The following is a 26,994-nucleotide window of genomic DNA, read 5'->3' on the forward strand; positions in this document are numbered from 1 at the left end:
TCCGGGAGGAAAGTCAGCGGGGCAGGCCGAGGATCCGCTCGGCGATGACGTTGCGCTGGATCTCGTTGGTACCGGCGTAGATCGGGCCGGCGAGGGAGAACAGGTAGCCGTCCATCCACCGGCCGGCCAGCTCGCCCTCGGCACCGAGCAGGTCGAGCGCGGTCTCGTGCATGGCGATGTCCAGCTCGGACCAGAACACCTTGTTCACGCTCGACTCGGCGCCGAGCGACCCGCCCTCGGCGAGCCGGGTCACCGTGCCGAACGTGTACAGCCGGTACGCCTGGGCGCCCAGCCACGCGTCGACCACGCGGTCACGCAACGCCGGATCGGGCCGTTCGCGCCACAGCTCCAGCAGCCGCCGCGCGGTGGCCAGGAACCGGCCGGGGCTGCGCAACGACAGCCCGCGTTCGTTGCTGGCCGTGCTCATCGCGACCTTCCAGCCGTTGTCCACCTCGCCGATGACGTCCTCGTCCGGGACGAACACGTCGTCGAGGAAGATCTCGGCGAACCCGGGCTCCCCGTCGAGCTGGGCGATCGGCCGGACCGTCACGCCAGGCGCGCGCAACGAGAACATGAAGTACGTCAGCCCGCGATGGCGTTCACCGGAGGTGCGGAACAGCCCGAACCCGCGATCGGCATAAGCCGCCCGCGAACTCCACGTCTTCTGGCCACGCAGTAACCAGCCGCCCGACGTGCGAGCCGCGGACGCCCGGATCGCCGCGAGATCGCTGCCCGCCTCGGGTTCCGACCAGGCCTGCGCCCAGATCTCCTCCGCACAGGCCATTTTGGGCAGGATCCGGCCCAGCTGCTCCTCGGTGCCGTGCGTGAACAAAGTCGGCGCCAGCAGGAAGATGCCGTTCTGGCTCACCCGCGCGGGCGCGCCGGCCGCGTAGTACTCCTCCTCGAAAACGAGCCACTGCAACAGCGACGCGTCCCGGCCACCGTACGCGGCAGGCCACGACACGACGGAAAGCCTTGCGTCACACAGCTTTCGTTCCCAGGCGCGGTGTGCCTCGAAGCCCTCCGGGGTGTCCAGCGAGGGCAGAGCGGCCGGGGCGTTCGCGGCCAGCCACGAGCGGACCTCGTCGCGGAAGGCCAGGGTGTGCTCGTCCAGCTCCAGGTTCATTGCCGCTGTTCCTTCGCCGCACTGTCTCTCATGGCGCGGGCGTCCATGCCGGCGAGCGCGTCGGGAGAGACCTCCGCGTTGTGCGCGTGCGCGAAGTGGTGCAGCCCGAACACCGAGTCCATCCCAGCACGCATGCCCATCAGGTCCTCGGCCTGGTTCACGGCGCGCTTGGCCAGCGCGAGCCCGAACCGGGGCATCTCGGCGATCCGGCCGGCCAGCCGTAACGTCTCGTCCCGCAACGACTCCCGGGGTACCACCCGGTTCACCATCCCCCAGTCGTGTGCCTGCTGGGCGGTGAACCGGTCGCCGGTGAACAGCACCTCCTTGGCCGCGCGCGGCCCGAGCACCCAGGGGTGCGCGAAGTACTCGACCCCCGGAATCCCCATGCGCACCACGGGATCCGCGAAGAACGCGTCCTCCGAGGCGATGATCAGATCGCACACCCAGGCCAGCATCAGCCCGCCGGCGATGCACGCGCCCTGCACCATCGCGATGGTGGGCTTGGGAATCTCCCGCCACCGGCGGCACATTCCCAGGTACACCTCCATCTCACGGGCATACCGCTGGTCGCCGCCCGGTCTGCCGACGTGGTCCCACCACATGACGGCCTTGCGGTCGAAGGAGACGTCCACATCGCGCCCGGGCGTGCCGATGTCGTGCCCCGCGGAGAAGTGCTTGCCTTCCCCCGCGAGGATGATGACCCGCACGTCATCGTCGTCGACGGCGGCGGCGAACGCCTCGTCGAGCGCGTACGTCATCGCGGAGTTCTGCGCGTTGCGGTACTCCGGCCGGTTCATCGTGACGATGCCGGCCGCACCCTCGCGCTCGTATCGGACGACGCTCATGACTCTCCCCTTAGGACACGTTTCAGGACCTTGCCGGACGGATTGCGCGGCAGGCTCGCCACGAACTCCACCATCCGAGGTTCCTTGAAGTTTGCCACGCGGGTACGACAAAACCGGATGACGTCGTCTTCGGCCAGGTCAGAGCCCTCGCGGCGAACCACGAACGCCTTGCCGACCTCACCGAGCCGGGCGTCCGGCACGCCGACGACGGCCGCCTCCACGACACCGTCCAAACGCGCCAGTACCTGTTCGACCTCCGCCGGGTAGACGTTGAACCCGCCGCAGATGTACATGTCCTTCAAGCGATCCGTGATGGTGAGGTAGCCGCGCTCGTCCAACTGTCCGATGTCGCCGGTGTGCAGCCAGCCGTCGGCGTCGATCGCCGCGGCTGTGGCCTCCGGGTCGCCGAGGTAGCCGAGCATGACATTTCGGCCCCGTACAAGGATTTCCCCGTTGCCGGCGATCCGGACCGTGCACCCAGCCGCGGCGGTCCCGGCGGTCGTCGCTACAGTGGTCGCATCGTCGGTCGGATGGCACAACGTCACCACGACCGCCTCAGTCAGACCGTATCCGGTCAGCACGGTGTCGAACAGTTCCCGTTGCATCCGTTCAACAAGCGCCACGGGAACGACGGCGGCACCGGTGACCGCCAGCCTCAGCCTGGACAGCCCCGCGGCCGCTGGACTGTCCAGGATGGACTGGAAAATGGTCGGTGCCCCAGGAAGGACGGTGATCTTCTCGCTCTGCAACAACTCAATAGTGGTAGCCACGTCGAACACGGCCTGCGGGACCATGGTCGCGCCGGTGAGCAGGCAGGCCAGGATCCCTGCCTTGTAACCGAAGCTGTGGAAGAACGGGTTGACGGCGAGGTAACGGTCGGCCGCGCTGAGCCCGGTGCGGGCGGCCCATGCCTCGGCCACCCCCAGCGACTGCCGGTGGGCGCTCATCGCGCCTTTGCTGCGTCCGGTGGTGCCGGAGGTGTACAGGATGTCGGCCACATCGTCCGGTTCCGCCGGTGACTCGAAGGACGCCTCGGGCCACTCGGTGTCCACCGGTACGACGTGAACCCGGGACGCCAGCAGGGAATCGGCCTCGAGCAGGGCCGCCCGCCGGTCCACGCCGAGGAACTCGCCCGCGACGAACAGTGCGCGCGCCCCGCTGCGGTTGATCACGTCGAGGGCCTCGGCCGCGGTGAACCGGGTGTTGATCGGCACCAGGGTGGCGCCCGCGTACAGCACGCCGAGCGCGGATGTCACCCAATGATGTGAGTTCGGTGCGTAGATCGCGACGCGGTCACCGCGGGTGACGCCCATCGCGGACAAGCCGTACGCCACTGCCGTGACGCGGTCGTGCAATGCCTGGAAGCCCAGCCTGACCTCACCGTCGATCACCGCTTCGGCGTCCCCGTGGACGCGGGCGGCCTCGATGAGCGCGGCTGGGACGGTTTCTCGGCGCACACTCACCTCCTCAAGCAAGTGCTTGGTAGGCTAGCCGATGTGAGCTTCCGTCAACAGCTTCGGAGCTGGCTCGAGGACAACCTCCGGGGCGAGTTCGCACAGCTGCGCGGGGCAGGCGGCCCCGGACGGGAGCATGAGCACTTCGAGCTGCGCCTGGAGTGGGACCGCAGGCTGGCCAAGGCGGGCTGGACCTGCCTGGGCTGGCCGGCCGAGCACGGCGGACGGCAGGCGAGCGTCGAGGAGCAGGTGATCTTCCACGAGGAGTACGCGGCCGCGCGTGCCCCCGCGCGAGTGAGCCACATCGGCGAGGAGCTGCTGGGCCCCACGCTGATCGCGTTCGGCACCAAGGACCAGCAGGCGCGGTTCCTGCCCAGGATCGCCGCGGTCGAGGAGCTCTGGTGCCAGGGCTACTCCGAGCCCGGCGCGGGTTCGGACCTGGCGGCGGTGTCCACCACGGCCACAATGGACGGTGACGAGTGGGTGGTCACCGGGCAGAAGGTGTGGACGTCGCTGGCGCACGTGGCCGACTGGTGCTTCGTGCTGGCCCGCACGGTGCCCGGCTCGCGGCGGCAGCAGGGCCTGTCGTACCTGCTCGTCCCGATGGACCAGCCGGGCGTCACGGTCCGGCCGATCCGCCAGCTGACCGGCACGAGCGAGTTCAACGAGGTCTTCTTCGACCGGGCGCGCACGGCCGCGGACATGGTCGTCGGCCAGGACGGGTGGCGGGTGGCCATGGGCACGCTCGCGTTCGAGCGCGGGGTGGCCACGTTCGGCCAGCAGGTCGGCTTCCGGCGTGAGCTGGACGCCCTGGCCGGCCTGGCGCAGCGCACCGGCGCGATCGACGACCCGGTCATCGCCGACCGGCTGACCCGCGCCCGGATCGGCCTGGACGTGATGCGCGCGCACGCGATCCGGACGCTCTCGCGTGAGGATCCCGGCTACGAGGCGTCGGTGTCCAAGCTGGTCTGGGCGCGGTGGCACCGCGATCTCGGCGAGCTGGCCATGGACATCGCCGGCCCGGCGGGCATGTTCGACGACCCTGGCGACCACGGCGACCTGGACGAGTGGCAGCGGCTGTTCCTGTTCAGCCGCGCGGACACCATCTACGGCGGGTCGGACGAGATCCAGCGCAACATCATCGCCGAGCGCGTGCTCGGCCTGCCCAAGGAGCCGCGCCCGTGATCCCTGCCTGCCCAGAGGGCCGCGACCTGCTGGCCGGGAAAGTCGTCGTGGTGACCGCGGCCGCGGGCACCGGGATCGGGTCCGCCGCGGCCCGGAGGTGCTTGGCGGAAGGCGCCAGCGTGGTCATCAGCGACCAGCACGAACGCCGGCTCGGGGAGACCCTGGACGCGCTCAAGGCCGACCACGACGGCCGGGTCGCGGCGCTGCCGTGCGACGTCACCCGCCAGGACCAGGTCGACGCGCTGATCGACAGTGCCGCGACCACGTTCGGCCGGATCGACGTGATGATCAACAACGCCGGTCTTGGCGGGACGAAGTCGATCCTGGACATGACCGACGACGAGTGGGCCAAGGTGCTGGACGTGACGCTCAACGGCACGTTCCGCTGCACCCGCGCCGCCTTGCGGAAAATGGTGGACCAGGGTGGCGGGGGCGCGATCGTCAACAACGCCTCGGTCATCGGCTGGCGCGCGCAGCGGGGGCAGGCGCACTACGCGGCGGCCAAGGCTGGTGTGATGGCGCTGACCAGGTGCGCGGCGCTGGACGCGGCCGAGCACGGGATCAGGGTGAACGCGGTGGCGCCGAGCCTGGCCGCGCACCCGTTCCTGGCCAAGGTGACCAGCGAGGAGCTGCTCACCGAGCTGGCCGGGCGGGAGGCGTTCGGGCGGGCCGCGCAACCGTGGGAGGTCGCGAATGTGATGGTGTTCCTCGCCAGCGACTATGCCTCGTACCTGACCGGCGAGGTCGTGTCGGTGTCGAGCCAGCACCCATGAGAGGGAGACGAAGCGTGAAGAACGAGGCGGGCGGGTCGGAGCGGCGCGCGGAGCTGCTCCGGCTGGCCGCGGAGATGTTCGCGGAGCGAGGGTTCCGCGCGACCACGGTCCGCGACATCGCCGACGCCGCGGGCATCCTGTCCGGCAGCCTGTACCACCATTTCGACTCCAAGGAGTCCATGGTGGACGAGATCCTCACCGGGTTCCTCGACGAGCTGTTCGGCCGCTACCGCGAGATCGTCGAGTCCGGCCTGCCGCCCAAGGCGGCGCTGGAGGCGGTGGTGACCGCGTCGCTGGAGAGCATCGACCGGCACCACGCCGAGGTCGCCATCTACCAGAACGACGCCAAGTACCTGGCCCAGTTCGACCGGTTCGGCTACATCGCCGAGCGGGGCGTCGAGTTCCGCAAGATCTGGGTCGGTGTGCTCGAAGAGGGCGTGCGGGCCGGGGCGTTCCGCCCGGACCTGGACGTCGAGCTGGTCTACCGGTTCATCCGCGACACCGTCTGGGTGGCCGTGCACTGGTACCGGCCCGGTGGCTCGCTGTCCGCGCACGACGTGGCCGAGCAGTACCTGGGCATCCTGTTGGACGGCATCTCCACCCGCCGCCGTCCGGTCCGCCGTCCCTGAACAAGGAGTCCTGTCGTGCCTGAGGCGTACATCATCGACGCTGTGCGCACCCCCGTCGGCCGGCGCGGGGGCGCCCTGGCCGGTGCGCACCCCGCGGACCTGGCCGCGCACGTCTTCAAGGCGTTGTTCGACCGGACCGCCGTCGACCCGATCGAGGTGGACGACGTCATCCTCGGCTGTGTGGACACGATCGGGCCGCAGGCCGGGGACATCGCCCGCACGGCGTGGCTGGCCGCGGGCTTCCCCGAGGAGGTCCCCGGGGTGACCGTGGACCGCCAGTGCGGTTCGAGCCAGCAGGCCGTGCACTTCGCCGCGCAGGCGGTGATGAGCGGGACGGCCGACCTGATCGTCGCGGGCGGCGTGCAGAACATGAGCCAGATCCCGATCTCCGCCGCCATGCTCGCCGGTGAGCAGTACGGGTTCCCGACGCCCATGCACGGTTCGCGCGGCTGGGATCACCGGTATGGCACCGAGGAGATCTCCCAGTTCCGGGCCGCGGACCTGATCGCCGTGCGCTGGGAACTGTCCCGCGAGGAGCTCGAGGAGTTCGCGCTTTCCAGTCACACCAAGGCGATCGCCGCGATCGACGAGGGCCGGTTCGACCGCGAGATCGTCCCGTTCGACGGCGTGCAGCGGGACGAGGGGCCGCGCCGGGACACCGATCTGGCCAAGATGGCCAAGCTCAAGCCGTTGCGGCCGGACGGGACCACCACGGCCGCGCTGGCCAGCCAGATCTCCGACGGCGCCAGTGCCGTGCTCGTCGCGTCGGAGCGGATGGTGTTGCGGCACAAGCTCACTCCGCGTGCACGGATTCGTCACCTGTCCGCGCGTGGTGCCGACCCGGTGTACATGCTGACCGCGCCGATCCGGGCCACCCGGCACGCGCTGGACCGCGCCGGGATGTCCATTTCGGACATCGACCTGGTCGAGATCAACGAGGCGTTCGCCAGCGTTGTGCTGGCCTGGGCCAAGGAGCTGAAAGTCGATCTCGACCGGGTGAACGTCAACGGCGGCGCGATCGCCCTTGGTCACCCGATCGGCGCCACCGGCACACGTTTGTTCACAACGCTTCTGCACGAGCTGGAACGCACGGGTGCCCGTTATGGACTGCAGACCATGTGCGAGGGCGGCGGTCAGGCCAACGTGACCATCATCGAGCGCCTCGGCTAACCGATCAGCCGGGCGGCCTGCCCGGCCGCGGCGAGCGTGTCCGGGTCCCCGGTCCGGTCGAACGCTTCGACCGCGGTGTCGGCGAACTTGATGACGTGCTCGTCCCCGTGGTGTGCGGCGCGGTCGAGGGTCTCCGCCGCGGATGTGGCCTGCGGCAACGTATCCCTGGGCGCGGCCGCCGCGGGGCCGTAGGTCGCGGTGATGGCCGCGCTCGCCGCCCAGGCCGCGGTGAAACTCGGCAGCCACTGGTCCTCGGCGAGCACCGGCAGGATGTGCAGGACCGCGTTGGGCGCGGTCGCGCAGTGCACGAGCAGCACCGGACTGCCGTAAGCGTGCGTCAGGTAGCGCACCACACTCGCGTGAACCAGATCCGCGAGCTTGGCCGGGACATCCGCAGCGCTCGCGGGCGGGGTCAACGCGGCGAGAGCGCCCGGCCAGCCATCCAGGTCGGCGAGCCGGTCAAGGCGGTGCGCGATGAAGCCGCTCTGGTCAGCCAACCGGGGGACAGCGGCCAGCGCAGCCGCGGCGGCTGATGTGCCCGCGGGGGCGGTTACGCCCGGGAGAGGACGAGATCGAGCCGCCCAGAAAGCCAGGCCGTAGCCCATTTCCTTGGCGGCCACGGCGTCGTCGGGCTCGACCCGCAACGCCCGTACGGCGTGACCGACGCGGATGACTCCGTGGGTGGAACCGGCGGCGATCCCCGCCAGCAGGCGAGGCCACCACTCGTTCAACACGGTCTGCCACGGGGCGGCGGCGATTTCGCGGGTGAAGAACGTTGTCCAGTCACCGATCCGGCGCGCACCTCCACCCAGCGCTTCCTGCCAGTTCTCGGCGGTGATCCGGTTGCTGGCGTCCGGCAACTCGGCCAGCCTGCCCGTGTATCCGTCCAGCCACTGGTGAACGTCGAGGTCCAGGCCTCGGCGGAGGATCACTTCGGCGGCCATCGGGCCGTGGTTGGTCAGGCCATGGTTGCCCTCCTCGTCGCCGCCGAACTCCGGCCCCATGCCGTGCAGCCGTTGGTAGGCCTCGTCGAGCACAGTCATGTCGTACCCCCAGGTTCGATTGGCCGTGATCATGCGCGGCCGCACCGCATCCCGTCGACGATTAGGCTCAGCCCTAATGATCCGTCTCCGGTTCGGTGTCGACGACCTCGGTCAGGTCCGGTTCGCGTTCTCACCCGTGTGGGAGGCCGTGACGAGCATCCGCGCCTTGGCGGGTTCGAGCGGACTGCACGCGCCGTGGCGCGCGGGAGTCCGGACCGATGCGACGGATCTGGAGCTGCTGACCACGGTGATTCGCCCGACCGGGTATCTGCCGGACTTCCTGCACCCGTTGCCGCAGCGGCAGGCGCCTGGGTTCGATGCCGGGCTGGCCATGGTCGCGGCCACCGATCCTGACCTGGCCGCCAGCGAACTCGACCACCTCGCCCACCACCCGCGAGCCATGCAGGGGCCGGATCGCGACCGGCGGTACGCCACGCTCACCGGGTTCGTGAAGCGGCCGGAGGATGGCCTGGCGCAGATCATCGCCGCCCTCGACCGGCATTGGCGGGCATCGATCGCCCCGCACTGGCCACGGATGCGCGCGTTGCTGAGCGCGGATCTGGCCTACCGTCTCCGGGAACTTGGCGCTGGTGGCGTACGGCGGCTGCTGCGCACGCTGCATCCGTCGGTCACGTTCGACCACGACACCTTGAGCATCGTGAAGTACTACGAGGGCACCGCGGACCTGCGCGGCCGCGGCCTGCTGCTGGTCCCGTGCGTGTTCGCCTGGCCGGACGTGCTCGTTCGCACCGCCGACCCGCAACCCGCCGTGACCTACTGGCCGCGCGGGCTCGGCCGTCTCTGGGAGACGCAGACCAGCCCAGAGGGCACGCCGTTGGCCGATCTGCTCGGGGTCAGCCGGGCGGCGATCCTCGGCCAGCTCGATGTGCCGATGTCCACCACGCACCTGGCCGGCCAGCTCGACCTGGCCGCGCCCACGGTGAACGTGCACCTCAAGATCCTCGAGCGGGCCGGGGTGGTGGCCAGCTGGCGGGATGGCCGCACGGTGCTCTACCAGCGCACCCACCTGGGCGAACTCCTGCAGGTCGGCCGCGACAACTGGGCTGCTGCCGACGACGGTGGGTAGTGCCTACTTTCGGAGTTATCCACGGACTCGACAGCTGGTTTAAGTTCGGCCAGTTAGTCGTCGAAAGAAGAGGGGTGCGGCAGATGGCAACAAGGCTCAGATCGGCCGTCACGGTCCGGTCGGGCATCGCGCTGGGGGCGGCCGGCCTGGTGGTCTTCGGTCTGACCAGTCCGTCCGCGACGGCCGAGGACAACGTGATGCGCGCGGACCAGTCGGTGGCCCGCGCGTGCTACTCGTCCGTGCAACCACGACGGGCGCAGGGCGTGGATGCCCGTGAGGTGACGTCCACTGTGGACGGTCTGGTCCAGGCCCGGCTGTCGCCGCGAGGCGGCGGCGAGGGCGACTGGGACGTGGCCGTGTTCGACAAGGCGACCGGCGGTGTGGTGGCCGCGTCGTCGGCGTTCCGCAGCCACGAGCTGGCGGAGAGCTTCGTCAAGAAGGGCCAGCAGCTGGTCGTGCAGGCGTGCCGGTACGGCGGGCAGGCCAGGACCGTCACGCTGGGCATCGACTTCCTCGCGCTGACCCCGCAGGGCACGCCGACCGGGGTGGCCGCCCCGGCGCAGCGGGCCGAGATGGTGCGGGTGGAGACGCCCGAACGCAAGGACAAGCAGCACCTGCTGGGCCTCGGCCTGGATGTCACCGAGAAGGGTGACGCGACCGGCGTCCAGGTCGTGCTGGCCAACGACGCCGACCGGAAGGTGTTGCGCGACAGCGGGTTGAAGTTCACCACGGTGGACGCCGACCTGTCCAGGACGTCCCGCGAGGACGCTGCCCAGGACCGGGCGTACGCGGCCAGGACGCAGGCCTCTGCGCTGCCGTCCGGCCGGACCAGCTACCGCCACCTCTACGAGTACGAGTACGAGCTCAAGGAACTGGCGCGCAACAACCCCAAGCTGGTCAGGACCTTCACCGCGCCCGAGCCGACGGTCGAGGGCCGGGACGTCGTCGGCATCGAGATCGCCACGGACGTGGACAACCTCTCCGACGGCAAGCCGATCGACTTCGTGATGGGCGTGCACCACGCTCGCGAGTGGCCGGCCGGTGAGCACGCCATCGAGTGGGCGTACGAACTGGTCAAGGGGTACAAGAACGACTCCGCGATCCGGTCGCTGGTCGGCAGGACCCGCAACATCGTCGTGCCGATCGTCAACCCGGACGGGTTCTCCATCTCGCGGGAGGCCGAGCCCAAGGGCGACTTCTCCCGGTTCGACTACGAGATGAAGCGCAAGAACTGCCAGGCGGCCGACTCCCCGGCGAACTTCCGGACCGGCGTCTGCAAGGCCAACCCGGCCGGTGCGCAGCGCGGCACCGACCCGAACCGCAACTACGCGGGCTTCTGGGGCGGCAACGGCGCCAGCCTCAACTGGGCAGGCGAGACGTTCCGCGGTGCTCAGCCGTTCTCCGAGCCGGAGACGCGCAACATCCGGTCGATCGTGTCCACCCGGCAGGTCACCAACCTGATCACCCTGCACACCTTCTCCAACCTGGTGCTGCGCCCGCCGGGCGTGGCCGACGTGCGGCCGCCGCTGGACGAGCCGGCGTTCAAGGCCCTGGGTGACAAGATGGCCTCGCGCAACGGTTACACGAGTGAGCCGTCGTGGGGTCTGTACGACACCACTGGTACGACTGAGGACTGGTCGTACTGGGCCACCGGTGGCTGGGGCTTCACCTTCGAGATCGGGAACGACAACTTCCACCCGACCTACGCCGAGGCCGTCGTCGCCGAGTACACCGGCGTCGCCCCGGCCGCGGGTGCGGGCAAGGGCGGCAACCGCCAGGCGTTCCTGGACATGCTGGCCAACACGGCCGACCCGTCGGCGCACTCCACGCTGATCGGGTCCGCGCCGCGCGGGTACCAGCTGAAGCTGCACAAGACGTTCCAGACGCCGACGTCGCCGGTGCTGCAGCCGGACGGCACCACCAAGCCGCCGATCTACGTCACCGACAAGCTCGACTCGACGTACTCGTCGACCGGTGGCCGGTTCGCGTGGTCGATCAACCCGTCCACGCGGCCGTTCGTGGCCGGCCGGTACGGGCGTGACCCGCAGGGGCCGCCGCAGGCCGGCGCGGACCTGGCGAACCCGCCCGGGGTGCCCGCGGAGAACACCAACTACCCGGGCAACCCCGTGTCCGAGTCCATTCCGTTCACCGTGAAGGGCCTGCCCGACGTGGACAACGGGCGGATGGACGTGTCGGTGCACTGGAACTCCACCAACACCGACTGGGACCTGTTCATCTTCAACGCCGCCGGGGAGCTGGTCACCCAGTCGGCGTCGGGCGGGACCAACTCCGAGCGGGCCACGCTGTTCGACCCGCCGCCCGGCAACTACACCGCCGTGATGGTCAACTACGACCAGGTCGACCCGGCGAACCCGGACGACTGGTTCGGCGGCCGCGTCGAGTTCTCCTCGCCGCTGCCGACGGTGTACGGCCCGAAGGAGGCCTACACGTTGACCTGTAGCGACCGGATCGGCAGGCTCGTCGGTCTGACCGACGTCTACGCCGACCGCGGCCAGACCGTGGACGTGGGCGAGGTCTGCACCAACTCGGCCCGGGCCAACAAGGACCGGCGCCGGTAGTCCGTCACTGAGGCGGAGGATCGCGGAGTTTTCCGCGGCCTCCGCCTCAGCCGGACCAGATCCCCATGATGAACAGGCAGTAGAGGAAGGCCATCAGCAGTGTGTGCGTCGCCATCAGGCCGCCCATGGCGGCCCTGAGCCGGGGGCCGCGTTCGGCGGCCGTCGCCATCGCGAGGTAGATGACGATGCACGGCAACAGGAAGCGGTGGACCGAGACGACGTTGCTGTTCAGGGTGAACATCACCATCGCGGCGATGCCGAAGATCGCGAGCGGGACACCCGCCCCACGGTGCGCACGCAACATCCACCAGGCCGCCAGCAGCAGTATGCCGAGGCCGACGATCGGGATGACGTGGCTGATCAGCGCCCAGTTGCCGACCGGCGCGTTGATCACCGCGGTTGCCGAGGTCCGCAATTCCCTGGCGATGGTCTGCGGAATGTTCGGGTTCGTGACCTGATAAGGCCACTCGTCGTACTGGTATGCGTGGAACATCGCCAACCCGTCGCCCACCGCGAGCTTCAGGTACAGCGCGTAGCAGCCGAACCCGATGTACGCGGCTGGGAACCACAGCAGATTCCACGACAGCAGGCGGCGTGGCTGCCAATCATGGGCGCGGCAGAACTCGAGCAGGCACAGCAGGACGAACAGCGCGGAGGGCAGCCGGGTGGTGGTGGCGACGATCAGGCACAACCCCATCCAGGCCCATTTGCGGCGCAGCGCGAACAGATACGCCCAGAAGGCGATCGCGCAGAAAGTCGCCTCGCTGTAGAACGAGTGCAGGAAGTACGCCGTCGGCGCGGTCAGGAAGGCGGACACGGCCAGCCACGGTGCCCACGGAGCGCGCACGAAGTGCCGGGCGATTCTCAGCAGGGCAGTGGCCGCCAGCCAGGTCGCGGTGAAGTTGACGATGAGGCCGGATGCGAGCACCCCGAGCTTGCCGAAGGTGATCGTCTGCACCAGGCCCACGGCCAGGGGGAATACCGGGTAGAAGGCCGCCGTCCACGGGGTGGCCGGATCGGTGTACCGGCCGTTCAGAATGCCGTTGTAGTGGACCGAGTCCCAACGGAAGGTGTGCAGGAGGAGCTGGGGTCTCAGCCCGCTCAGCTCGTTCGGGTCACGGTGGAACTCCGGCAGCGTGCCCTGGAAGAGGACGGCCAGCACGGTCAGTGCCCCGTGGAAAAGCAGGACCACCGCGAACGTCCTCGCCCAGTCGCTGTGCAGCAGGCGCCGTCCGCGCCCCTGCGGTGGTCGCGTCTCGGGCGCCGGGTCCGCCTGGAGGCGGACTGAGGGCCTGACGATCTGATCGGTCATTCCCGGTCCCTTCTGCCGGCCTGCCCCCACGTTCTGCGAACAAAGGGGGATCGCCGCACGGAGAGCTGCCGAAGCCGGGCGGTGGGATAAGCGCTATCGGTGCCCATGGTGAATCGTCGGCGTTGCCCATTCACCAATGTGGCCAATGGGCTTCGGCCATTCGACGTAATCATTTTGCGGTCGTTGGCGAACGACCTGGCTCGCGGTTACAAGAATGATCGAACTCCGGCAACACATTTCATCGAAACGAGGGCGTAGCGTACTCCGCCGTCGTATCCCCCGTGGGTGCGGGGTCCGTTCAGCCCGACCACTTGCCGGCGATGAAGAGCGAATACAAGAATGCCATCAGCACCGTGTGCGAAAGGATCAAGCCGTAAACTGCGGGTTTGCCGCTCAGCCGGATACCACCCTGGGCGAGCCGGGCCATCGCGATGTAGACGACGAGGCACGGCAGCACGTAGCGGTGCACCGACACCACGTTGCTGTTCAACGTGAACATCACGATCGACACGAACCCGAAGACCGCCAACGGGATCCCGGCACCGCGATAGACCCTCAGCACGTAGCCGGCGGCGAGCGCGAGGACGACCAGCGCCAGCACCGGGATGATGGTGCTGACCAGAGTCCAGTTGTCCGGCGGTTTCGTGGCGAACACCGCCTCGACCGCCGCGGTGACCGCATGCCAGATCGTGCCCGGGAAGTCGAGGTTGAACACGTGGTACGGCCACGACTGGTGCAGGTCGTAGGCGTGGAACATGGCGAGGGCGTCGCCGTGCTTCAGTTTCAGGTACAGCGCATAGGCTTCCAGCCCGATGAACGCGGCCGGGAACCACAAAATGTTCCAGGACAACAGCTTCCGCCACTGCCAGTCCTGCGCTCGGAAGAACTCCAGCAGGCACAGGCCGACGAACAACACGGACGTGATCCGGATGGCGGTGAGCGGGATGAGGCACGCGCCCATCAGGTGCCACTGCCGGCGCAACGCGAACAGGTACGCCCAGAACCCCAAGGCGCAGAACAGGGACTCGCTGTAGAAGCCGTGCAGGAAGTACGCGGTCGGCGCGGTGAGGAACGCGGTGACCGCCAGCCAGGGGCCCCACGTGCTGGACAGGAACGTCCGCGCGATCTTGAGCAGCGCGGTCGCGGCGAACCACGAAGCCACGACGTTGACCAGGAACCCGGCGGTGATCAGCGGCAGGCTGTTGAAACTGAGCGTCCGCACCAGCCAGACGACGACGGGGAACAACGGGTAGAACGCCGGTTCCTCGGGGTTTTCGTAGCTGCCTTCGAGGATTCCGTAGTAGTGCGCGGAGTCCCAGCGGAACGTGTGCGACAGCCAGGTCGGGTCCGGGCCGATGATGTCCTTGGGGTAACCGATCTCGGTGGGGTAGGAGCGTTGGAACAGCACCGCTACCACGGTCAGGACGAAGTGGAACGCGGCCACCATCGCGAACGTCCTGGTCCACTCCGACGCCGCCACTCGCTGCCAGCGCGACCCGGCCTCGGGCCGCTCGATGGTCTCAGTCATCGGCGGTTTCCTTGGCCTCATCCGGGGCGCGGTGCCGGAAGACGACCTTGCTGTACAGCGTGTAGTTCCACACCAGGTTGAAGCCGAGACCCGCGAGCTTGGGCGCGGCGATGGCCAGCGTGCCGGTCAGGCCGGTGAACATGCCGCTGAACAGGGAGATCATCAGCGGCTGGACCAGCCACAGCCCGGTCGCGGTGACCAGGAAGAACAGCACCGCCTGGGTCTTGGCGTTGCCCGCCTTGGCGCGGAAGGTGAAGTTGCGGTTCAGCGTGAAGCTCAGCGCCATGCCCGCCGACGTGGAGATCAGGTTGGCCAGGATGATGTTCAGCCCGGCCTGCCGCAGCACGGTGTAGGTGATCAGGTCGACCGCCGTGTTGGCGACGCCGACGATGCCGAACCTGAGCTGTTCGGCGCTGATGACCTTCATCGTGTTCGACTCTCCATGTCCCGGTCCGGTGATCCCGTGCGCACGGCTGCGACGGTGTAGAGCGGTCGTCCCTGCGACTGCGCGTAGGTGCGGCCGATGTAGCTGCCCAGCACGCCCAGCATGGTGATCTGGATGCCGCCGAGGAAGAACAGGCCGATGGTGATGAACGCCCAGCCCGGCACCGCCGTCTCCGGCGCGAACACCTTCACCCCGAGCGTGTACAGGATCCCCAGGAAGCTCAGGAACGAGATGAAGTACCCCATCCGGCTGATCAGCTTCAGCGGCGCGACGGAGAACCCCATGATCCCGTCGGCGGCCAGCCGCATCATCTTCTTCATCGAGTAGCTCGTGCGGCCGGCGTGCCGTTCGTGCCGGTCGAACTGAACCGCGGTCTGGCGGAACCCGACATAGCTGATCAGGCCGCGCAGGAACCGGTCCCGCTCCCGGAACTTCCGCAGCTCGTCGACCACTTTCCGGTCCAGCAGCCGGAAGTCGCCCGCGTCGCGCGGGATGTCCACCGACGCGACCTTCTGCAGCACCCAGTAGAAGGCGCGGGCGCTGAGCTTCTTGAACGCCGGGTCCTGACGGGAGCGGCGCTGGGCGTAGACGACGTCATAGCCCAGTTCCCATTGAGCCAGCAGCTCCGCGCTCACCGGCGGCGGGTCCTGCAGGTCGCTGTCCATCACGATGACCGCGTCCGCGTCGGCCAGGTCCAGCCCGGCGGTGACGGCCACCTGGTGGCCGAAGTTGCGGGACAGCTCGATCACCGTCACGCGCTCGTCGGTCCCGGCGATGTCCGCCAGGACCTGGGCGGACTCGTCGGTGCTGCCGTCGTCGACGTAGATGAACCCGAAGTCGTAGCGGCACGCCAGCGGCTCGGTCACCGCCAGCACGCTCGCGTGCAGCAGCCGCAGGTTCTCCGCCTCGTTGTACACCGGGAAGACGTACGTGACCGTGCGGCGCGGTCCGGCTGGTGTCGCGTCGATCGTGGCCCCCAAGATCTCCGGCCCCAGCCGTCCGGCACATTACCCAGCACACCGGGTAGTCGCCGGACGGCATGGCACCGTTGCGTGTCTCTCCTCCGATCTCAAGACGTACGAGGGCCGTGATCCGTTGTCCGATTAGTTACAAGTGATGTGCGCGTTCGCCCAGTCGGCGTGGTCGCTGTTGTTGCCGTCGCCGGCGTCGGTGGTGATCAGGCGCACGAGGGTGGCGCCGGTGACGTCGGCCTGAAGGGGCTTGGCGGGCATCAGGTTGGTCAGGATGCCGCTGTCGGCGACCTTGGTGCCGTCGGCCCAGACCTCGAAGGTCACGGTGCCGTTGTTGCCCTTCTCGTCGTCGACGCCCACGTCGGCGGTGACGGAGGTGCAGCGGCCTGCCGTGTAGTACTCGATGACGCCAGGGGCGTGGGCGCCGAGTCCCTTGGCGTAGGTGACGCCATTGATGGTGATGACGTGCCCGTCGCCCGCTTTGGACTCACCGTTGCTGCGGTCGAGTTCTACAGGCCCGTAGCCGTTGGCCGCGCGCAACCACTTCACGTCGCTCAGGAACGCGGGCGCTGCCGGTGGTGCGCCGGGAACGACGACCTCAAGGTTGTACGGCAGCACGACATTGCCTGGCTGATAGGTGGCTTTGCCGGTGAGGACGTACTTGCCGGGGCTCAGGCCGGGCGGCACCTGAACTGTCCACTTCGTACTCAACGACTGGTCGGTCCGCAGCAGCACGGCGGAGGTCGGCGACTCGGGCTGGACCGTCCACCCGGGACCGGTCAACGTGGACTCCACCGACAAGGCGGGCAGCCTGCCGTTGTTGGTGACCGAAGTGGTCACCGACGTGGTGGTTCCCGGAGTGACGATCGGGAGAGCGCCTGGGTACGACGTCTGGATGATCGCACCCGCGTCGATGGCAGGCGGGTACGTGGCCCAGTTGCGGTCGGCGCTGACGCGGAACATGGCACTGCCGTGGGGCGGCAGGGTGGCCGCGATGGTGTTCGCGGTCTGCCAGTCCTGGTGTGTCCACAGGTCACGCATGCGGTACCCGGGTGACCGCGACAGGCCCAGTTCGGCGGCCGAGGTCACGGCCCGTCCGGTGGTCTCACCCTCGTTGAACAGCAGTACCGCTTTGTCGCCGTTCTTCAGCGGCTTGACCAGCACGTTCAGGCCGCCAGAAGACTTGACAAGCTTGCCCTGCACACCGAGCGGGTCCTGGTCGACGGCGATGACCTCGCGGTTTTCCAGGATGTCGAAGGTGGCCGGGGTGGCTTTGCGGAGGTCCGTGCCGATGAGCAGGGGCGCTGCCATGATCGCCCAGAGCCCGAAGTGCGAACGGTACTCGGTGTCCGTCATGCCGCCGTTGCCGACCTCGAGCATGTCCGGGTCGTTCCAGTGGCCGGGACCGGCGAAGTCGGACAGCACCCAGTTCTTCTTGGCGATGTTGAGCATGCTCGTGTAGTTGTCGCCGATGTCACCGGTCGTGCGCCACAGGTGGCCGACGTCCGAGGCCCATTCCCACGGCTTGTTCTGACCCCACTCGCACAGCGAGAACACGATCGGCCGCCCGGTGTTGCGCAGGGCGTCCCGCATGGTCGTGTACCGCAGTTTCGCGTCGACGTTCTGGTTGTTGCAGTTGTCGTACTTCAGGTAGTCGACACCGAAGGACGCGAACAGGTTGGCGTCCTGCTGTTCGTGGCCCAGACCGCCCGGGAAGCCCGCTGTGTTGCAGGTTTTCGTGCCCGCGCTGGTGTAGATGCCGAACTTGAGGCCCTTCGAGTGGACGTAGTCGGCAACGGCCTTGATGCCGTTGGGAAACCGGACGGGGTCGGGGACGAGGTCACCGGCGGCGTTGCGCTGGGGCAGCGCCCAGCAGTCGTCCAGGTTGACGTACTGGTAGCCGGCGTCCTTGAGGCCGCGGGCCACGAAGATGTCCGCGATGCCCTTGACCATCGCCTCGTTGAACTCGGCGCCGCAGTGGGTGGAGTTCCAGTTGTTGAAGCCCATCGGCGGGGTCAGGGCCAGCCCGTCGCCGGGGGAGACCGAGGCGGATGCGGGCGGCGCGCTCGCCAGACCCGCCGTGACCAGGCATAACGCGGCAGTCACTGCGCGGAGACGGTTAAACATCGGACCTCATCGTCGTATGTCCAACAGAATCGAACAGAAATCAGCAGGGAACACCATGATGTAATCGATTACGCCCACGCTGTGTCAAGACCCCGCTACATGATCATCGGAGGTCTGTGCGACACGCCTGGGAGACTGGCCACATAAGTTGGCGGTTTGTTCACCTACTCGTTATCGTTTTCGGCTGGCCAGAAAACGCGAGGTAGGGAGCACGGTTGACCGTCCTGGACGAAGGTCCTTTGTTGATCGATTCGGGAACGGTTGAGGCCCCCGCCGCGCCAATGCTCGACCCTGCCAGCAGGTCTTCGGTGCTGTTCTCTGGCGGCAGCACGCCACCGGAACGCACGCTCGTGGACATCCTGTCCGCGACCGCGAGACAGCACCCCAACGCGCCCGCCCTGGACGACGGCACTGCTGTGCTGACCTACCGTCAGCTGATGGCCGAGGTGGAGGCTCGCCGCGACATCCTCGCTGGTGAGGGCGTCGGCATCGGCGACCGCGTGGGCATCCGGGTCGAGTCCGGCACCGCCGAGCTGTACCTGTCGATCCTCGCCGTGCTCGCCGTCGGCGCCGCGTACGTCCCTGTTGACGCCGACGACCCTGACGAGCGCGCTGAGCTGGTCTGGGCCGAGGCCGGTGTCTGCATGGTCATCGGCTCGCAGGGTGAACTGCGACCGCTGGGTCCGCCGATGCGCTGTGGTGTTGGTCCCAGTGCCGACGGGGACGCGTGGATCATCTTCACCTCCGGGTCGACCGGCACGCCGAAGGGGGTAGCGGTCAGCCACCGCAGCGCCGCCGCCTTCGTCGACGCCGAAGCGCGCCTGTTCCTGCAGGAAGAGCCGATGGGACCGGGTGACCGCGTGCTCGCCGGCCTGTCGGTCGCGTTCGACGCGTCCTGCGAGGAGATGTGGCTGGCCTGGCGGCACGGCGCCTGCCTGGTGCCCGCACCCCGCGCCCTCGTGCGCACCGGCATGGACCTCGGCCCGTGGCTGCTGCAGAAGGAGATCACCATCGTGTCCACCGTCCCGACGCTGGCCGCGTTGTGGCCGGTCGAGGCGCTGGACGAGGTCCGGCTGCTGATCTTCGGCGGCGAGGCCTGCCCGCCCGAGCTGGCCGAACGGCTCGCGGTCGAGGGCCGCGAGGTGTGGAACACCTACGGCCCGACCGAGGCCACGGTCGTCGCGTGTGCCGCGCAGATGACCGGTGAGGGTCCGGTCCGGATCGGCCTGCCGCTCGATGGCTGGGACCTCGCGGTGGTCGACCCGCAGGGCAACCCGGTGCCGATGGGCGAGACCGGTGAGCTGGTCATCGGCGGCGTGGGCCTGGCCCGCTACCTCGACGCCGAGAAGGACGCCCAGAAGTTCGCGCCGCTGGAGTCGCTCGGCTGGGAGCGTGCGTACCGCAGCGGTGACATCGTCAAGGCCGAGCCGGAGGGCCTGCTGTTCGTCGGCCGCGGCGATGAGCAGGTCAAACTCGGTGGCCGGCGGATCGAGCTGGGCGAGGTCGACGCCGCGCTGCAGGCTCTCCCCGGGGTCGCCGGCGCAGCCGCCGCGGTGAAGAAGTCGAAGGCCGGTAACCAGGTCCTCGTCGGCTACGTCGTGGCAGCCGAAGATTTGCTTGCAGAATCGAGCATTGGCACTGCCTTTGACGAGGCTGCCGCGCTGGAGCAGTTGCGCGCAGCCCTACCAGCCGCGTTGGTGCCGTTGTTGGCCGTTGTCGACACGCTGCCGACGCGCACGTCAGGCAAGGTCGACCGCGCCGCACTGCCGTGGCCGCTGACGACCGTGTCAAGCGAGCTCAGCGGGACCGCGGGCTGGCTGGCCGAGCTGTGGACCGAGGTCCTCGGCATCGGCGTGGACAACCTCAACGAGGACTTCTTCGCCCGTGGCGGCAGCAGCCTGGGCGCGGCCCAGCTGGTGTCGCTGGTGCGCCGCCGGTACCCAGGGCTGTCGGTCAGCGACGTCTACCAGAACTCGAAGCTCGGCCAGCTGGTCAAACGCATCGACGAGCTGGCGGACGCACAGACAACGAGCCGCACGATCGAGCCCATGCCGCGGCTGGCGGCACTGACCCAGACCGCGCTGATGGTGCCGCTGTTGACCCTGGCCGGCCTGCGCTGGATGGTCGCGCTGGCCGCGATCAACAACATCTTCGCGTTCGGCCCGGCCATCTCGTGGTGGCTGGTCGGCCTCGGCTGGCTGCTGTTCGTCAGTCCCGCCGGGCGGCTCGGCCTGGCCGCCGGGACCGCACGCCTGCTGCTCAAGGGTCTCAAGCCGGGTACCTACAAGCGCGGCAGCGGTGTCCACTTGCGACTGTGGACGGCCGAGCGGGTCGCGGCGATGACGGGCGTGTCCAACCTGTCCGGCGCCCCGTGGATCACGTACTACGCCAAGGCGCTCGGGGCGAAGATCGGCAAGGACGCCGACCTGCACTCGCTGCCGCCGATCACCGGCATGCTGAAACTCGGCAAGGGCGCCGCGGTCGAGCCAGAGGTCGACCTGACCGGGTACTGGATGGACGGCGACCTGCTGCACATCGGCAAGATCCGGATCGGCGCGAGCGCCACCATCGGCGCGCGCAGCACGCTGTTGCCGGGCGCTCGCGTCGGCAAGCGCGCCGAGGTCGCTCCCGGTTCGGCCGTCATGGGCGCTGTTCGCCCAGGTCAGCGGTGGGCCGGTGCTCCCGCGGTGCGCTCCGGCAAGCCGCACCGCTCGTGGCCCTCGGCCAAGGCGCCGCGCAAGCTGCGCTGGGCGCTCACCTACGGGCTGACCTCGCTGGTCATGGGCCTGTTCCCAATCCTCGGCGCGGTCCCCGGCCTGTTGATCCTGGCCGACGCCGTGCCCCGTGGGTTCACGAGTGTGCTGTGGGCAGTGCCGTTGGCGACGGTGACTGCTATGGCCGGCTTCGCGCTGTTGATCCTGCTGTCCGTGCGGTTGCTCGGGATCGGCCTACGCGCCGGACACCACCCCGTGCACAGCCGGATCGGCTGGCAGGCGTGGGCGACCGAGCGGCTGATGGATCTGTCCCGGATCCTGCTGTTCCCGATGTACTCCAGCCTGTTCACCGCGGTGTGGCTGCGGCTGCTGGGTGCCAAGGTCGGCCGTCGCGTCGAGGCTTCGACTGTGCTGGCGATCCCGAAGATGACCACCATCGGTGACGGCGCCTTCCTGGCCGATGACACGATGGTGGCGACTTACGAGCTGTCCGGCGGATGGGTCCGGGTCGGCGAGGCCCGGGTCGGCAAGCGTGCGTTCCTGGGCAACTCCGGGATGACCGCGCCCGGCCGCGCGGTGCCCAACGGTGGCCTGGTCGGCGTGCTGTCCGAGGCGCCGAAGCGGGCCAAGGCCGGGTCGTCCTACCTGGGCATGCCGCCGATGAAGCTGCGCCGGACCGCCAACGACGCCGACTCGAGCCGCACCTTCGAACCGCCGAAGCACCTCGTGTGGGCGCGGGCGCTGGTGGAGATCTGCCGGGTCATCCCGGTGATGGCGTCGGTCGCGCTGGCCGTGCTGGTGCTCGGTGGGTTCGAGGCGCTCGCGTCCCGGTTCGGGTTCGCGGTCGCCGCGTTGCTCTCCGGCGCTGTGTTGTTCGGCGCGGGACTAATCGCGTCTGCTGTCACTACTGTCGCGAAGTGGGTACTGGTAGGCAGGTTCAAGGCGGTGGAGCATCCCCTGTGGAGCTCGTTCGTCTGGCGCAACGAACTGGCCGACACGTTCGTCGAGGTGCTCGCCGGGCCGTGGCTGGTCAGCCCGTCGCTCGGCACGCCGGTGCTGACCACCTGGCTGCGCACGATGGGCGCGCGCATCGGCAAGGGCGTCTACCTCGACACCTACTGGCTGCCCGAGGCCGACCTGGTCTCGCTGGGCGACGGCGTGAGCGTGAACCGGGGCTGTGTGCTGCAGACGCACCTGTTCCACGACCGGATCATGAGCATGTCCGAGGTGATCATGGACGACGGCTCGACCCTGGGCCCGCACGGCATCGTGCTGCCGGGCGCCAAGATCGGCGCGCGCACCACGATCGGCCCGGCGTCGCTGGTCATGCGCGGCGAAGGTGTCCCAGCTGACACCAGGTGGCTGGGCAACCCGATCAGCGCGTGGACGAGACGCTAGCGTGAGGCAGTGATCGATCCGTACCTGCCGGACCACGGTGACCCCCGCTACCACGCCGAACACTACGACCTGGAGCTGGACTACCGGGTCGGCGCGGGACGGCTGGACGGGCGCGCCAAGATCACCGCGGTGGCCCGCGAGACGCTGGCCAGGTTCACCCTGGACCTGGGCACCTTCCGGGTCGGCCGGGTCCTGGTGAACGGCAAGGCCACCCGGTTCGCCCACCGCGGGCACAAGCTCACCGTGCAGCCGCCGGTCAAGATCGCCGCGGGCCGCAGGTTCACCGTGGAGGTGCGGTACGTCGGCAACCCGGAGCCGATCCGCAGCCCGCACTGGGGCGAGCTGGGCTGGGACCACCTGACCGACGGCGTGCTGGTGGCCAGCCAGCCGGTCGGCGCGCCGTCCTGGTTCCCGTGCAACGACCACCCGAGCGACAAGGCGACCTACCGGATCTCGGTCACCACCGCCTCGCCGTACCAGGTGGTCGCGAACGGCAACCTGGTCGACGGCCGGGTCGGCGCGAGCACGACGACGTGGGTGTACTCGCAGCCCGAGCCGATGGCGCCCTACCTCGCGACCGTCCAAATCGGACGGTACGAGTCCGTGGAGCGGGCGGACGAGGTCGTGCCGGTGCGGGCCGTGCGCCCTGCCCGGCTGGCTGACCGGTTCGCTTACGACTTCGGCCGGCAGACCGAGATGATCGTGGCGTTCGAGCGGATGTTCGGGCCGTACCCGTTCGGCTCGTACACCGTCGTGGTCACCGATGACGAGCTGGACATCCCGATCGAGGCGCAGAGCCTGTCCATCTTCGGCGCCAACCACGTCGACGGCAGGCGCGGCTCGGAGAACCTGGTGGCGCACGAGCTGGCGCACCAATGGTTCGGCAACAGCCTGACAGTCGCCGACTGGCGGCACATCTGGCTCAACGAAGGCCTGGCGACCTACTCGGAATGGTTGTGGTCACAGGCTTCCGGCGGCCGGACGGCGGACGCGCTGGCCCGGATAGCGTGGCTCAAGCTGGCGAAGCTGCCGCAGGACCTCGTGCTCGCCGACCCTGGTGTGCAACGGATGTTCGACGACCGCGTGTACCAGCGGGGCGCGCTTGCCGTGCACGCCTTACGGTCGCACATCGGCGAGGCCGAGTTCTTCGCGATGCTGCGCGAGTGGACCTCGGTCAACAAGTACGCGACGGTGACCACCGAGGCGTTCACCACGTTGGCGCAGAAGCATTCCCCGCGGCCGCTGGCCGACCTGTTCACGGCGTGGCTGTACCAGACGCGTCTGCCTGAACTTCCTTCGGCAGGCGCGTGAGGATCTCGGTGGCCTGGCCGACGATCCCGTGGATCAGCTCCGCGCAGGTGGGCAGGTCGTCGAGCATCCCGACCACCTGACCGGCCGCCAGCACACCGGCGTCCGTGCGGCCCTCGACCAGCCCGGCGCGCAACAACATCGGCGTGTTGGCCGCCATGACCACCTGGGACAGCGACATCTCCTTGCCCATCGACCGGCCTTCGCGCAGCATCGTCGTCCAGGACAGGCCGCTGAGCTTCTTGAACCGGGCCGCGTTGGCGACGGCCGCCAGCAGGCTCTTGATGCCGGACCGTTCGAGCTTCTCGACCAGCTCGGTGCGCAACACCCTGTGTGGCACGCCATCCACGCGTTTGGTGACGACCGTGCCGTCCAGGCCGCGGTCCAGGTAGAGCTTCTTGACCTCGTCCGGGACGGTGCTTTCCTTGGTGAGCAAGAACCTCGTGCCCATCGCGATGCCCGCGGCGCCGTAGGACAGGGCGGCCGCGAGGCCTCGGCCGTCGAAGAACCCACCCGCGGCGATGACCGGGATGCCGACAGCGTCCACAACGGACGGGATGAGCAGCGTCGAGGCGACGGATCCGGTGTGGCCGCCCGCTTCCGCGCCTTGGGCGATCACCACGTCCGCGCCCCACGCGGCGACCTTCTCCGCGTGCCGGACCGCGCCGATCGACGGCATGACAACGATTCCGGCGTTCTTGAGCTTGGCGATCAGGTCGCTCTTGGGGGCTCTCGCGAACGAGGCCACCCGGATCTGCTCGGCGATCAGCAGGTCGATCCGCTGTTCGGCATCCATCGCGTCGGCCCGCAGGTTGACGCCGAACGGTTTGCTGGTACGGCTTTTCGTCTCGGCGATGGCCTTTTCCAGCTGCTCGAAGGTCATCGTCGCGGAGGCGAGGATGCCCAGGCCGCCCGCTTCGGCGGTGCCCGCGACCAGCCTCGGTCCGGCGACCCAGCCCATTCCGGTCTGCACCACCGGATGTTCGACGCCGACCAGCTCGGTGAGCGCGGTCCTCACGCCTTGACCTCGCGATCGCGCCGGCCGCCCGGGTCCAGGACGGTCCTGATCAGCTCCAGCTCGCGCTCGTCCGGTTCCCGGGTGATCTCCGGCTCGTCGCTGTGCAGCTCGAACCCGGTCTGCTCGTATACATCTTGTATACCGACATCCGGATGGATGTATACAACGCGCATACAACGGTCCGGGCCGCCGAAGTCGAACACGCCGAGGTTGCTCACCACGCGATGCACGTTGTGGAACGGGCCTTTCGCGTTGTTGTAGCCCACTCCGGAGACCACGTCGACCGCGTCGACGAAGACCCGCTTGCTGTGCCGGGGAACCCAGTAGCTCGTCTTGTGGTTAGCGGTGTTGCCAGGGGCGCCGCGCACGCCGAGGAGCTGGCGGGTGGGTTGGGCGTGGTCGCCGATGGCCGAGATGTTCTGGTTGCCGTAACGGTCGATCTGGTTGGCGCCCATCACAACGTGGCGCTTCCCGTTGGCCACCACGTCGAAGACCTTGCGGTATGGCAGCCAGCCCTCGATCTTGCCGTCCGGGTCCTGCAGGTAGGCCTCGCCGTCGGACAACAGCAGGTCGGGTTCCCTGGTGAGCCGGGCCAGACGGGCGCCGAGCTGCGGGATCAGGCCCATCGGGCTGGCCAGGATCTCGCCGTCGCCGGCGAACAGGTCGGCGCACGCGGCGACGCAGATCTCGGCGCGGGTCGCGCTCATTCGGCCCTCCATTCGTCGACCGCCCGGTGGTAGCCCCGCTCGCCGCGGCTGAGGAACCGGTCCCGGAAGGCGTCCCACTCGGTGGCGGCGTACAGGCGCTGGAAGTTCTCGTCGCGCGGGTAGTCCGGGACGCAGCTGGTGAAGTGCGCGCCGTTCGGGGTCTCCACGACGCCGTCGACCATCATCCGGTTGAGCAGCAGGGTCTGGACCGGCCCGTCCAGGTCGTCGACGATCTTCTCGGTGCTGACATACCGCCGTTGTGCCGCCGTACAGAACAAATCGTCGAAGTACGGGTCGGGGCCGAGGTACTGGGCGTTGCCGTGTTTGTCCGCGCGGTTCATGTGCACGATCGCCGCGTCGAGGTGGATCGCGGGCATCGCGACCAGTTCCTCGTCCTGGTAGGGGTCGCGGATGGTCTTGATCTCCGGGTTGAGCGTGAGGACGGCGCTGCCCAGGCCCGCGCGGGTGGGCAGGAACGGCAGCCGGTGGCCCGCGGCCCGCAGGCCGGTCTGCAGCATGCCCTCGTCCAGCTCGGTTGTATCCAGCTTGTACACCTGTCGGATACGTTGGAAATGCGGGTCGTATGCGACGGTGTCGAGCGAGACGAAGCCGAAGACCAGCCTGCGGATCTTGCCCGCCGCGGCCAGCAGCCCGACATCGGGGCCGCCGTAGGACACGACCGTCAAGTCGGTGAGCGGCGAGTCGAGGATGGCCCGGACCAGGGCCATCGGTTTGCGCCGCGAGCCCCAGCCGCCGATGCCGAGGGTCATCCCGTCGGACAGCTCGGCCACCACCTCGTCGGCGGTCATCCGCTTGTCACGCATTCCTGCTCCCGTTGACGAACGCGTCCCTGGCCTCGTCGGACGCCCCGGTGAGGTTGAGCTCGAACGTGAAGCCCTGTTCGTACCGGTAACTGCGGTGCACGTGCTGCGGGTCGATGCCGTTGATCGCCTCCTTGGCGCGGCGGATGACCCGGGTGTCCTTGGCCGCGATCTCCTCGGCCAGCGCCAGCGCGGCGGCGTCGAGCTCGTCGCGGGGCACCACCTGGTAGACCGAGCCGTGCTGCAGCAGTTGCTGGGCCTCGATGTTGCGGGCGGTGTAGTACAAGGTGCGCATCAGGTGCTGGGGGACCAGCCGCGCGAGGTGGGTGGCCGCGCCGAGCGCGCCTCTGTCCACTTCGGGCAGTCCAAAGTAGGCATCCTCGGCCGCGATCACGATATCGCTGTTGCCGACGAGTCCCACGCCACCGCCGAGGCAGAACCCTTGTACCGCTGCGATTACCGGCACCGCGCAGTCGTACACCGCGGCGAACGCGGCCGCGCAGCCGCGGTTCGCGCCGATCAGCGCGGTGTGCCCGGTCGTGCGCTGCATCTCCTTGATGTCCACGCCCGCGCAGAAACCCCTGCCCTCGGCGCGAAGGATCACCACATGGGTGTCCGGGTCCTCGCCCGCCTGCGTTATCGTCGAGGCCAGGTCGAACCACCCTTGCACCGGGGGTGCGTTGACCGGCGGGAAGTCCAGGGTTACCTGGGTGACGCCGGGTCTCGCCCGGCCGGTGCTGATCCCCATGGGCGT

At 68.8% G+C, this 26,994-nt stretch carries 21 protein-coding genes; 8 read left to right on the forward strand and 13 right to left on the reverse strand.

Annotated features, from left to right (window positions below):
* Window positions 1-13 precede the first annotated feature (13 nt).
* Genes AB0J95_RS30450 through AB0J95_RS30460 form a run of 3 tightly spaced genes read right to left on the reverse strand, consistent with a single transcriptional unit; the run spans window position 14 to window position 3,428 of the window.
* Complete coding sequence (locus AB0J95_RS30450) at window positions 14-1,126, reverse strand: acyl-CoA dehydrogenase family protein (protein WP_364765269.1); 1,113 nt, start codon at window positions 1,124-1,126, stop codon at window positions 14-16.
* Window positions 1,123-1,971, reverse strand: coding sequence for an enoyl-CoA hydratase (locus tag AB0J95_RS30455; RefSeq protein WP_364765272.1), 849 nt, complete (start codon window positions 1,969-1,971; stop codon window positions 1,123-1,125). The genes AB0J95_RS30450 and AB0J95_RS30455 overlap by 4 nt, the downstream gene beginning before the upstream one ends.
* Entirely contained in the window at window positions 1,968-3,428 is a 1,461-nt protein-coding gene (locus AB0J95_RS30460) for a FadD3 family acyl-CoA ligase (protein WP_364765275.1), read from the reverse strand. Before AB0J95_RS30460 ends, AB0J95_RS30455 begins: the two co-directional genes overlap by 4 nt.
* A gap of 39 nt (window positions 3,429-3,467) precedes the next feature.
* Between AB0J95_RS30460 and AB0J95_RS30465 the strand changes: the two genes are divergently transcribed.
* From AB0J95_RS30465 to AB0J95_RS30480, 4 genes are read left to right on the forward strand one after another with little or no spacing between them, the layout of a single operon-like run.
* Entirely contained in the window at window positions 3,468-4,610 is a 1,143-nt protein-coding gene (locus AB0J95_RS30465) for an acyl-CoA dehydrogenase family protein (protein WP_364765278.1), read from the forward strand.
* The gene (locus tag AB0J95_RS30470; protein WP_364765281.1) at window positions 4,607-5,383 is read left to right on the forward strand and encodes an SDR family oxidoreductase; all 777 of its coding nucleotides are present in this window, start codon (window positions 4,607-4,609) and stop codon (window positions 5,381-5,383) included. Before AB0J95_RS30465 ends, AB0J95_RS30470 begins: the two co-directional genes overlap by 4 nt.
* Window positions 5,380-6,012: a TetR/AcrR family transcriptional regulator gene (locus AB0J95_RS30475; protein ID WP_364765284.1), complete on the forward strand. Its 633-nt coding sequence runs from the start codon at window positions 5,380-5,382 to the stop codon at window positions 6,010-6,012. Before AB0J95_RS30470 ends, AB0J95_RS30475 begins: the two co-directional genes overlap by 4 nt.
* 15 nt (window positions 6,013-6,027) lie before the next feature.
* On the forward strand, window positions 6,028-7,182 hold the full coding sequence (locus AB0J95_RS30480; RefSeq protein WP_364765287.1) for an acetyl-CoA C-acetyltransferase: 1,155 nt from the start codon (window positions 6,028-6,030) through the stop codon (window positions 7,180-7,182).
* Here AB0J95_RS30480 and AB0J95_RS30485 read toward each other — a convergent pair.
* Complete coding sequence (locus AB0J95_RS30485; RefSeq protein WP_364765290.1) at window positions 7,179-8,225, reverse strand: questin oxidase family protein; 1,047 nt, start codon at window positions 8,223-8,225, stop codon at window positions 7,179-7,181. The two genes, AB0J95_RS30480 and AB0J95_RS30485, sit on opposite strands and share 4 nt — an antisense overlap.
* A gap of 76 nt (window positions 8,226-8,301) precedes the next feature.
* Between AB0J95_RS30485 and AB0J95_RS30490 the strand changes: the two genes are divergently transcribed.
* Complete coding sequence (locus AB0J95_RS30490) at window positions 8,302-9,312, forward strand: DUF5937 family protein (RefSeq protein ID WP_364765293.1); 1,011 nt, start codon at window positions 8,302-8,304, stop codon at window positions 9,310-9,312.
* Window positions 9,313-9,395: 83 nt separating this feature from the next.
* Complete coding sequence (locus AB0J95_RS30495) at window positions 9,396-11,891, forward strand: M14 family zinc carboxypeptidase (RefSeq protein WP_364765296.1); 2,496 nt, start codon at window positions 9,396-9,398, stop codon at window positions 11,889-11,891.
* A 46-nt stretch (window positions 11,892-11,937) separates the two neighbouring features.
* Here the strand turns inward: AB0J95_RS30495 and AB0J95_RS30500 are convergent, their stop codons facing one another.
* The 5 genes from AB0J95_RS30500 to AB0J95_RS30520 form a co-directional block, all read right to left on the reverse strand.
* Window positions 11,938-13,203: a mannosyltransferase family protein gene (locus AB0J95_RS30500; protein ID WP_364765299.1), complete on the reverse strand. Its 1,266-nt coding sequence runs from the start codon at window positions 13,201-13,203 to the stop codon at window positions 11,938-11,940.
* Between the two features lie 298 nt (window positions 13,204-13,501).
* Window positions 13,502-14,731 carry a mannosyltransferase family protein gene (locus tag AB0J95_RS30505; protein ID WP_364765302.1) on the reverse strand — a complete coding sequence of 410 codons (1,230 nt, stop codon included), beginning with the start codon at window positions 14,729-14,731 and terminating at the stop codon, window positions 13,502-13,504.
* Window positions 14,724-15,158: a GtrA family protein gene (locus AB0J95_RS30510; protein WP_364765305.1), complete on the reverse strand. Its 435-nt coding sequence runs from the start codon at window positions 15,156-15,158 to the stop codon at window positions 14,724-14,726. The genes AB0J95_RS30505 and AB0J95_RS30510 overlap by 8 nt, the downstream gene beginning before the upstream one ends.
* Window positions 15,155-16,156 (reverse strand): glycosyltransferase family 2 protein, encoded by a 1,002-nt coding sequence (locus tag AB0J95_RS30515; protein WP_364765308.1) that lies wholly within the window; start codon window positions 16,154-16,156, stop codon window positions 15,155-15,157. Before AB0J95_RS30515 ends, AB0J95_RS30510 begins: the two co-directional genes overlap by 4 nt.
* Window positions 16,157-16,279: 123 nt before the next feature.
* On the reverse strand, window positions 16,280-18,274 hold the full coding sequence (locus AB0J95_RS30520) for an NPCBM/NEW2 domain-containing protein (protein ID WP_364765311.1): 1,995 nt from the start codon (window positions 18,272-18,274) through the stop codon (window positions 16,280-16,282).
* 281 nt (window positions 18,275-18,555) lie between these two features.
* On the opposite strand from AB0J95_RS30520, the gene AB0J95_RS30525 reads away from it, so the two are divergent.
* Together AB0J95_RS30525 and AB0J95_RS30530 are read left to right on the forward strand one after the other, a co-directional pair.
* The gene (locus AB0J95_RS30525) at window positions 18,556-22,386 is read left to right on the forward strand and encodes a Pls/PosA family non-ribosomal peptide synthetase (protein WP_364765501.1); all 3,831 of its coding nucleotides are present in this window, start codon (window positions 18,556-18,558) and stop codon (window positions 22,384-22,386) included.
* Window positions 22,387-22,395: 9 nt separating this feature from the next.
* Window positions 22,396-23,697, forward strand: a complete 1,302-nt coding sequence (locus AB0J95_RS30530) for a M1 family metallopeptidase (RefSeq protein ID WP_364765314.1) — start codon at window positions 22,396-22,398, stop codon at window positions 23,695-23,697.
* On the opposite strand, the gene AB0J95_RS30535 is transcribed toward AB0J95_RS30530, so the two are convergent.
* Genes AB0J95_RS30535 through AB0J95_RS30550 form a run of 4 tightly spaced genes read right to left on the reverse strand, consistent with a single transcriptional unit; the run spans window position 23,642 to window position 26,988 of the window.
* Window positions 23,642-24,712 (reverse strand): nitronate monooxygenase, encoded by a 1,071-nt coding sequence (locus AB0J95_RS30535; protein WP_364765317.1) that lies wholly within the window; start codon window positions 24,710-24,712, stop codon window positions 23,642-23,644. The two genes, AB0J95_RS30530 and AB0J95_RS30535, sit on opposite strands and share 56 nt — an antisense overlap.
* Entirely contained in the window at window positions 24,709-25,419 is a 711-nt protein-coding gene (locus AB0J95_RS30540; RefSeq protein WP_364765320.1) for a CoA-transferase, read from the reverse strand. Before AB0J95_RS30540 ends, AB0J95_RS30535 begins: the two co-directional genes overlap by 4 nt.
* Window positions 25,416-26,243, reverse strand: a complete 828-nt coding sequence (locus AB0J95_RS30545; RefSeq protein ID WP_364765323.1) for a CoA-transferase — start codon at window positions 26,241-26,243, stop codon at window positions 25,416-25,418. Before AB0J95_RS30545 ends, AB0J95_RS30540 begins: the two co-directional genes overlap by 4 nt.
* Window positions 26,236-26,988 (reverse strand): enoyl-CoA hydratase family protein, encoded by a 753-nt coding sequence (locus AB0J95_RS30550; RefSeq protein ID WP_364765326.1) that lies wholly within the window; start codon window positions 26,986-26,988, stop codon window positions 26,236-26,238. The genes AB0J95_RS30545 and AB0J95_RS30550 overlap by 8 nt, the downstream gene beginning before the upstream one ends.
* Window positions 26,989-26,994: the final 6 nt, after the last annotated feature.

Origin of the sequence: Actinocrispum sp. NPDC049592 (assembly GCF_040675465.1) — a bacterium.
GTDB lineage: Bacteria > Actinomycetota > Actinomycetes > Mycobacteriales > Pseudonocardiaceae > Kibdelosporangium.

Bases quoted from the DNA above. Each gene is read 5' to 3' on its own strand.
- AB0J95_RS30545 (WP_364765323.1), bottom strand. From the start codon at position 26,243: ATGCGTGACAAGCGGATGACCGCCGACGAGGTGGTGGCCGAGCTGTCC.
- AB0J95_RS30540 (WP_364765320.1), bottom strand. From the start codon at position 25,419: ATGAGCGCGACCCGCGCCGAGATCTGCGTCGCCGCGTGCGCCGACCTG.
- AB0J95_RS30450 (WP_364765269.1), bottom strand. From the start codon at position 1,126: ATGAACCTGGAGCTGGACGAGCACACCCTGGCCTTCCGCGACGAGGTC.
- AB0J95_RS30510 (WP_364765305.1), bottom strand. From the start codon at position 15,158: ATGAAGGTCATCAGCGCCGAACAGCTCAGGTTCGGCATCGTCGGCGTC.
- AB0J95_RS30505 (WP_364765302.1), bottom strand. From the start codon at position 14,731: ATGACTGAGACCATCGAGCGGCCCGAGGCCGGGTCGCGCTGGCAGCGA.
- AB0J95_RS30500 (WP_364765299.1), bottom strand. From the start codon at position 13,203: ATGACCGATCAGATCGTCAGGCCCTCAGTCCGCCTCCAGGCGGACCCG.
- AB0J95_RS30485 (WP_364765290.1), bottom strand. From the start codon at position 8,225: ATGACTGTGCTCGACGAGGCCTACCAACGGCTGCACGGCATGGGGCCG.
- AB0J95_RS30550 (WP_364765326.1), bottom strand. From the start codon at position 26,988: ATGGGGATCAGCACCGGCCGGGCGAGACCCGGCGTCACCCAGGTAACC.
- AB0J95_RS30455 (WP_364765272.1), bottom strand. From the start codon at position 1,971: ATGAGCGTCGTCCGATACGAGCGCGAGGGTGCGGCCGGCATCGTCACG.
- AB0J95_RS30520 (WP_364765311.1), bottom strand. From the start codon at position 18,274: ATGTTTAACCGTCTCCGCGCAGTGACTGCCGCGTTATGCCTGGTCACG.
- AB0J95_RS30490 (WP_364765293.1), top strand. From the start codon at position 8,302: ATGATCCGTCTCCGGTTCGGTGTCGACGACCTCGGTCAGGTCCGGTTC.
- AB0J95_RS30495 (WP_364765296.1), top strand. From the start codon at position 9,396: ATGGCAACAAGGCTCAGATCGGCCGTCACGGTCCGGTCGGGCATCGCG.
- AB0J95_RS30525 (WP_364765501.1), top strand. From the start codon at position 18,556: ATGCTCGACCCTGCCAGCAGGTCTTCGGTGCTGTTCTCTGGCGGCAGC.
- AB0J95_RS30475 (WP_364765284.1), top strand. From the start codon at position 5,380: ATGAGAGGGAGACGAAGCGTGAAGAACGAGGCGGGCGGGTCGGAGCGG.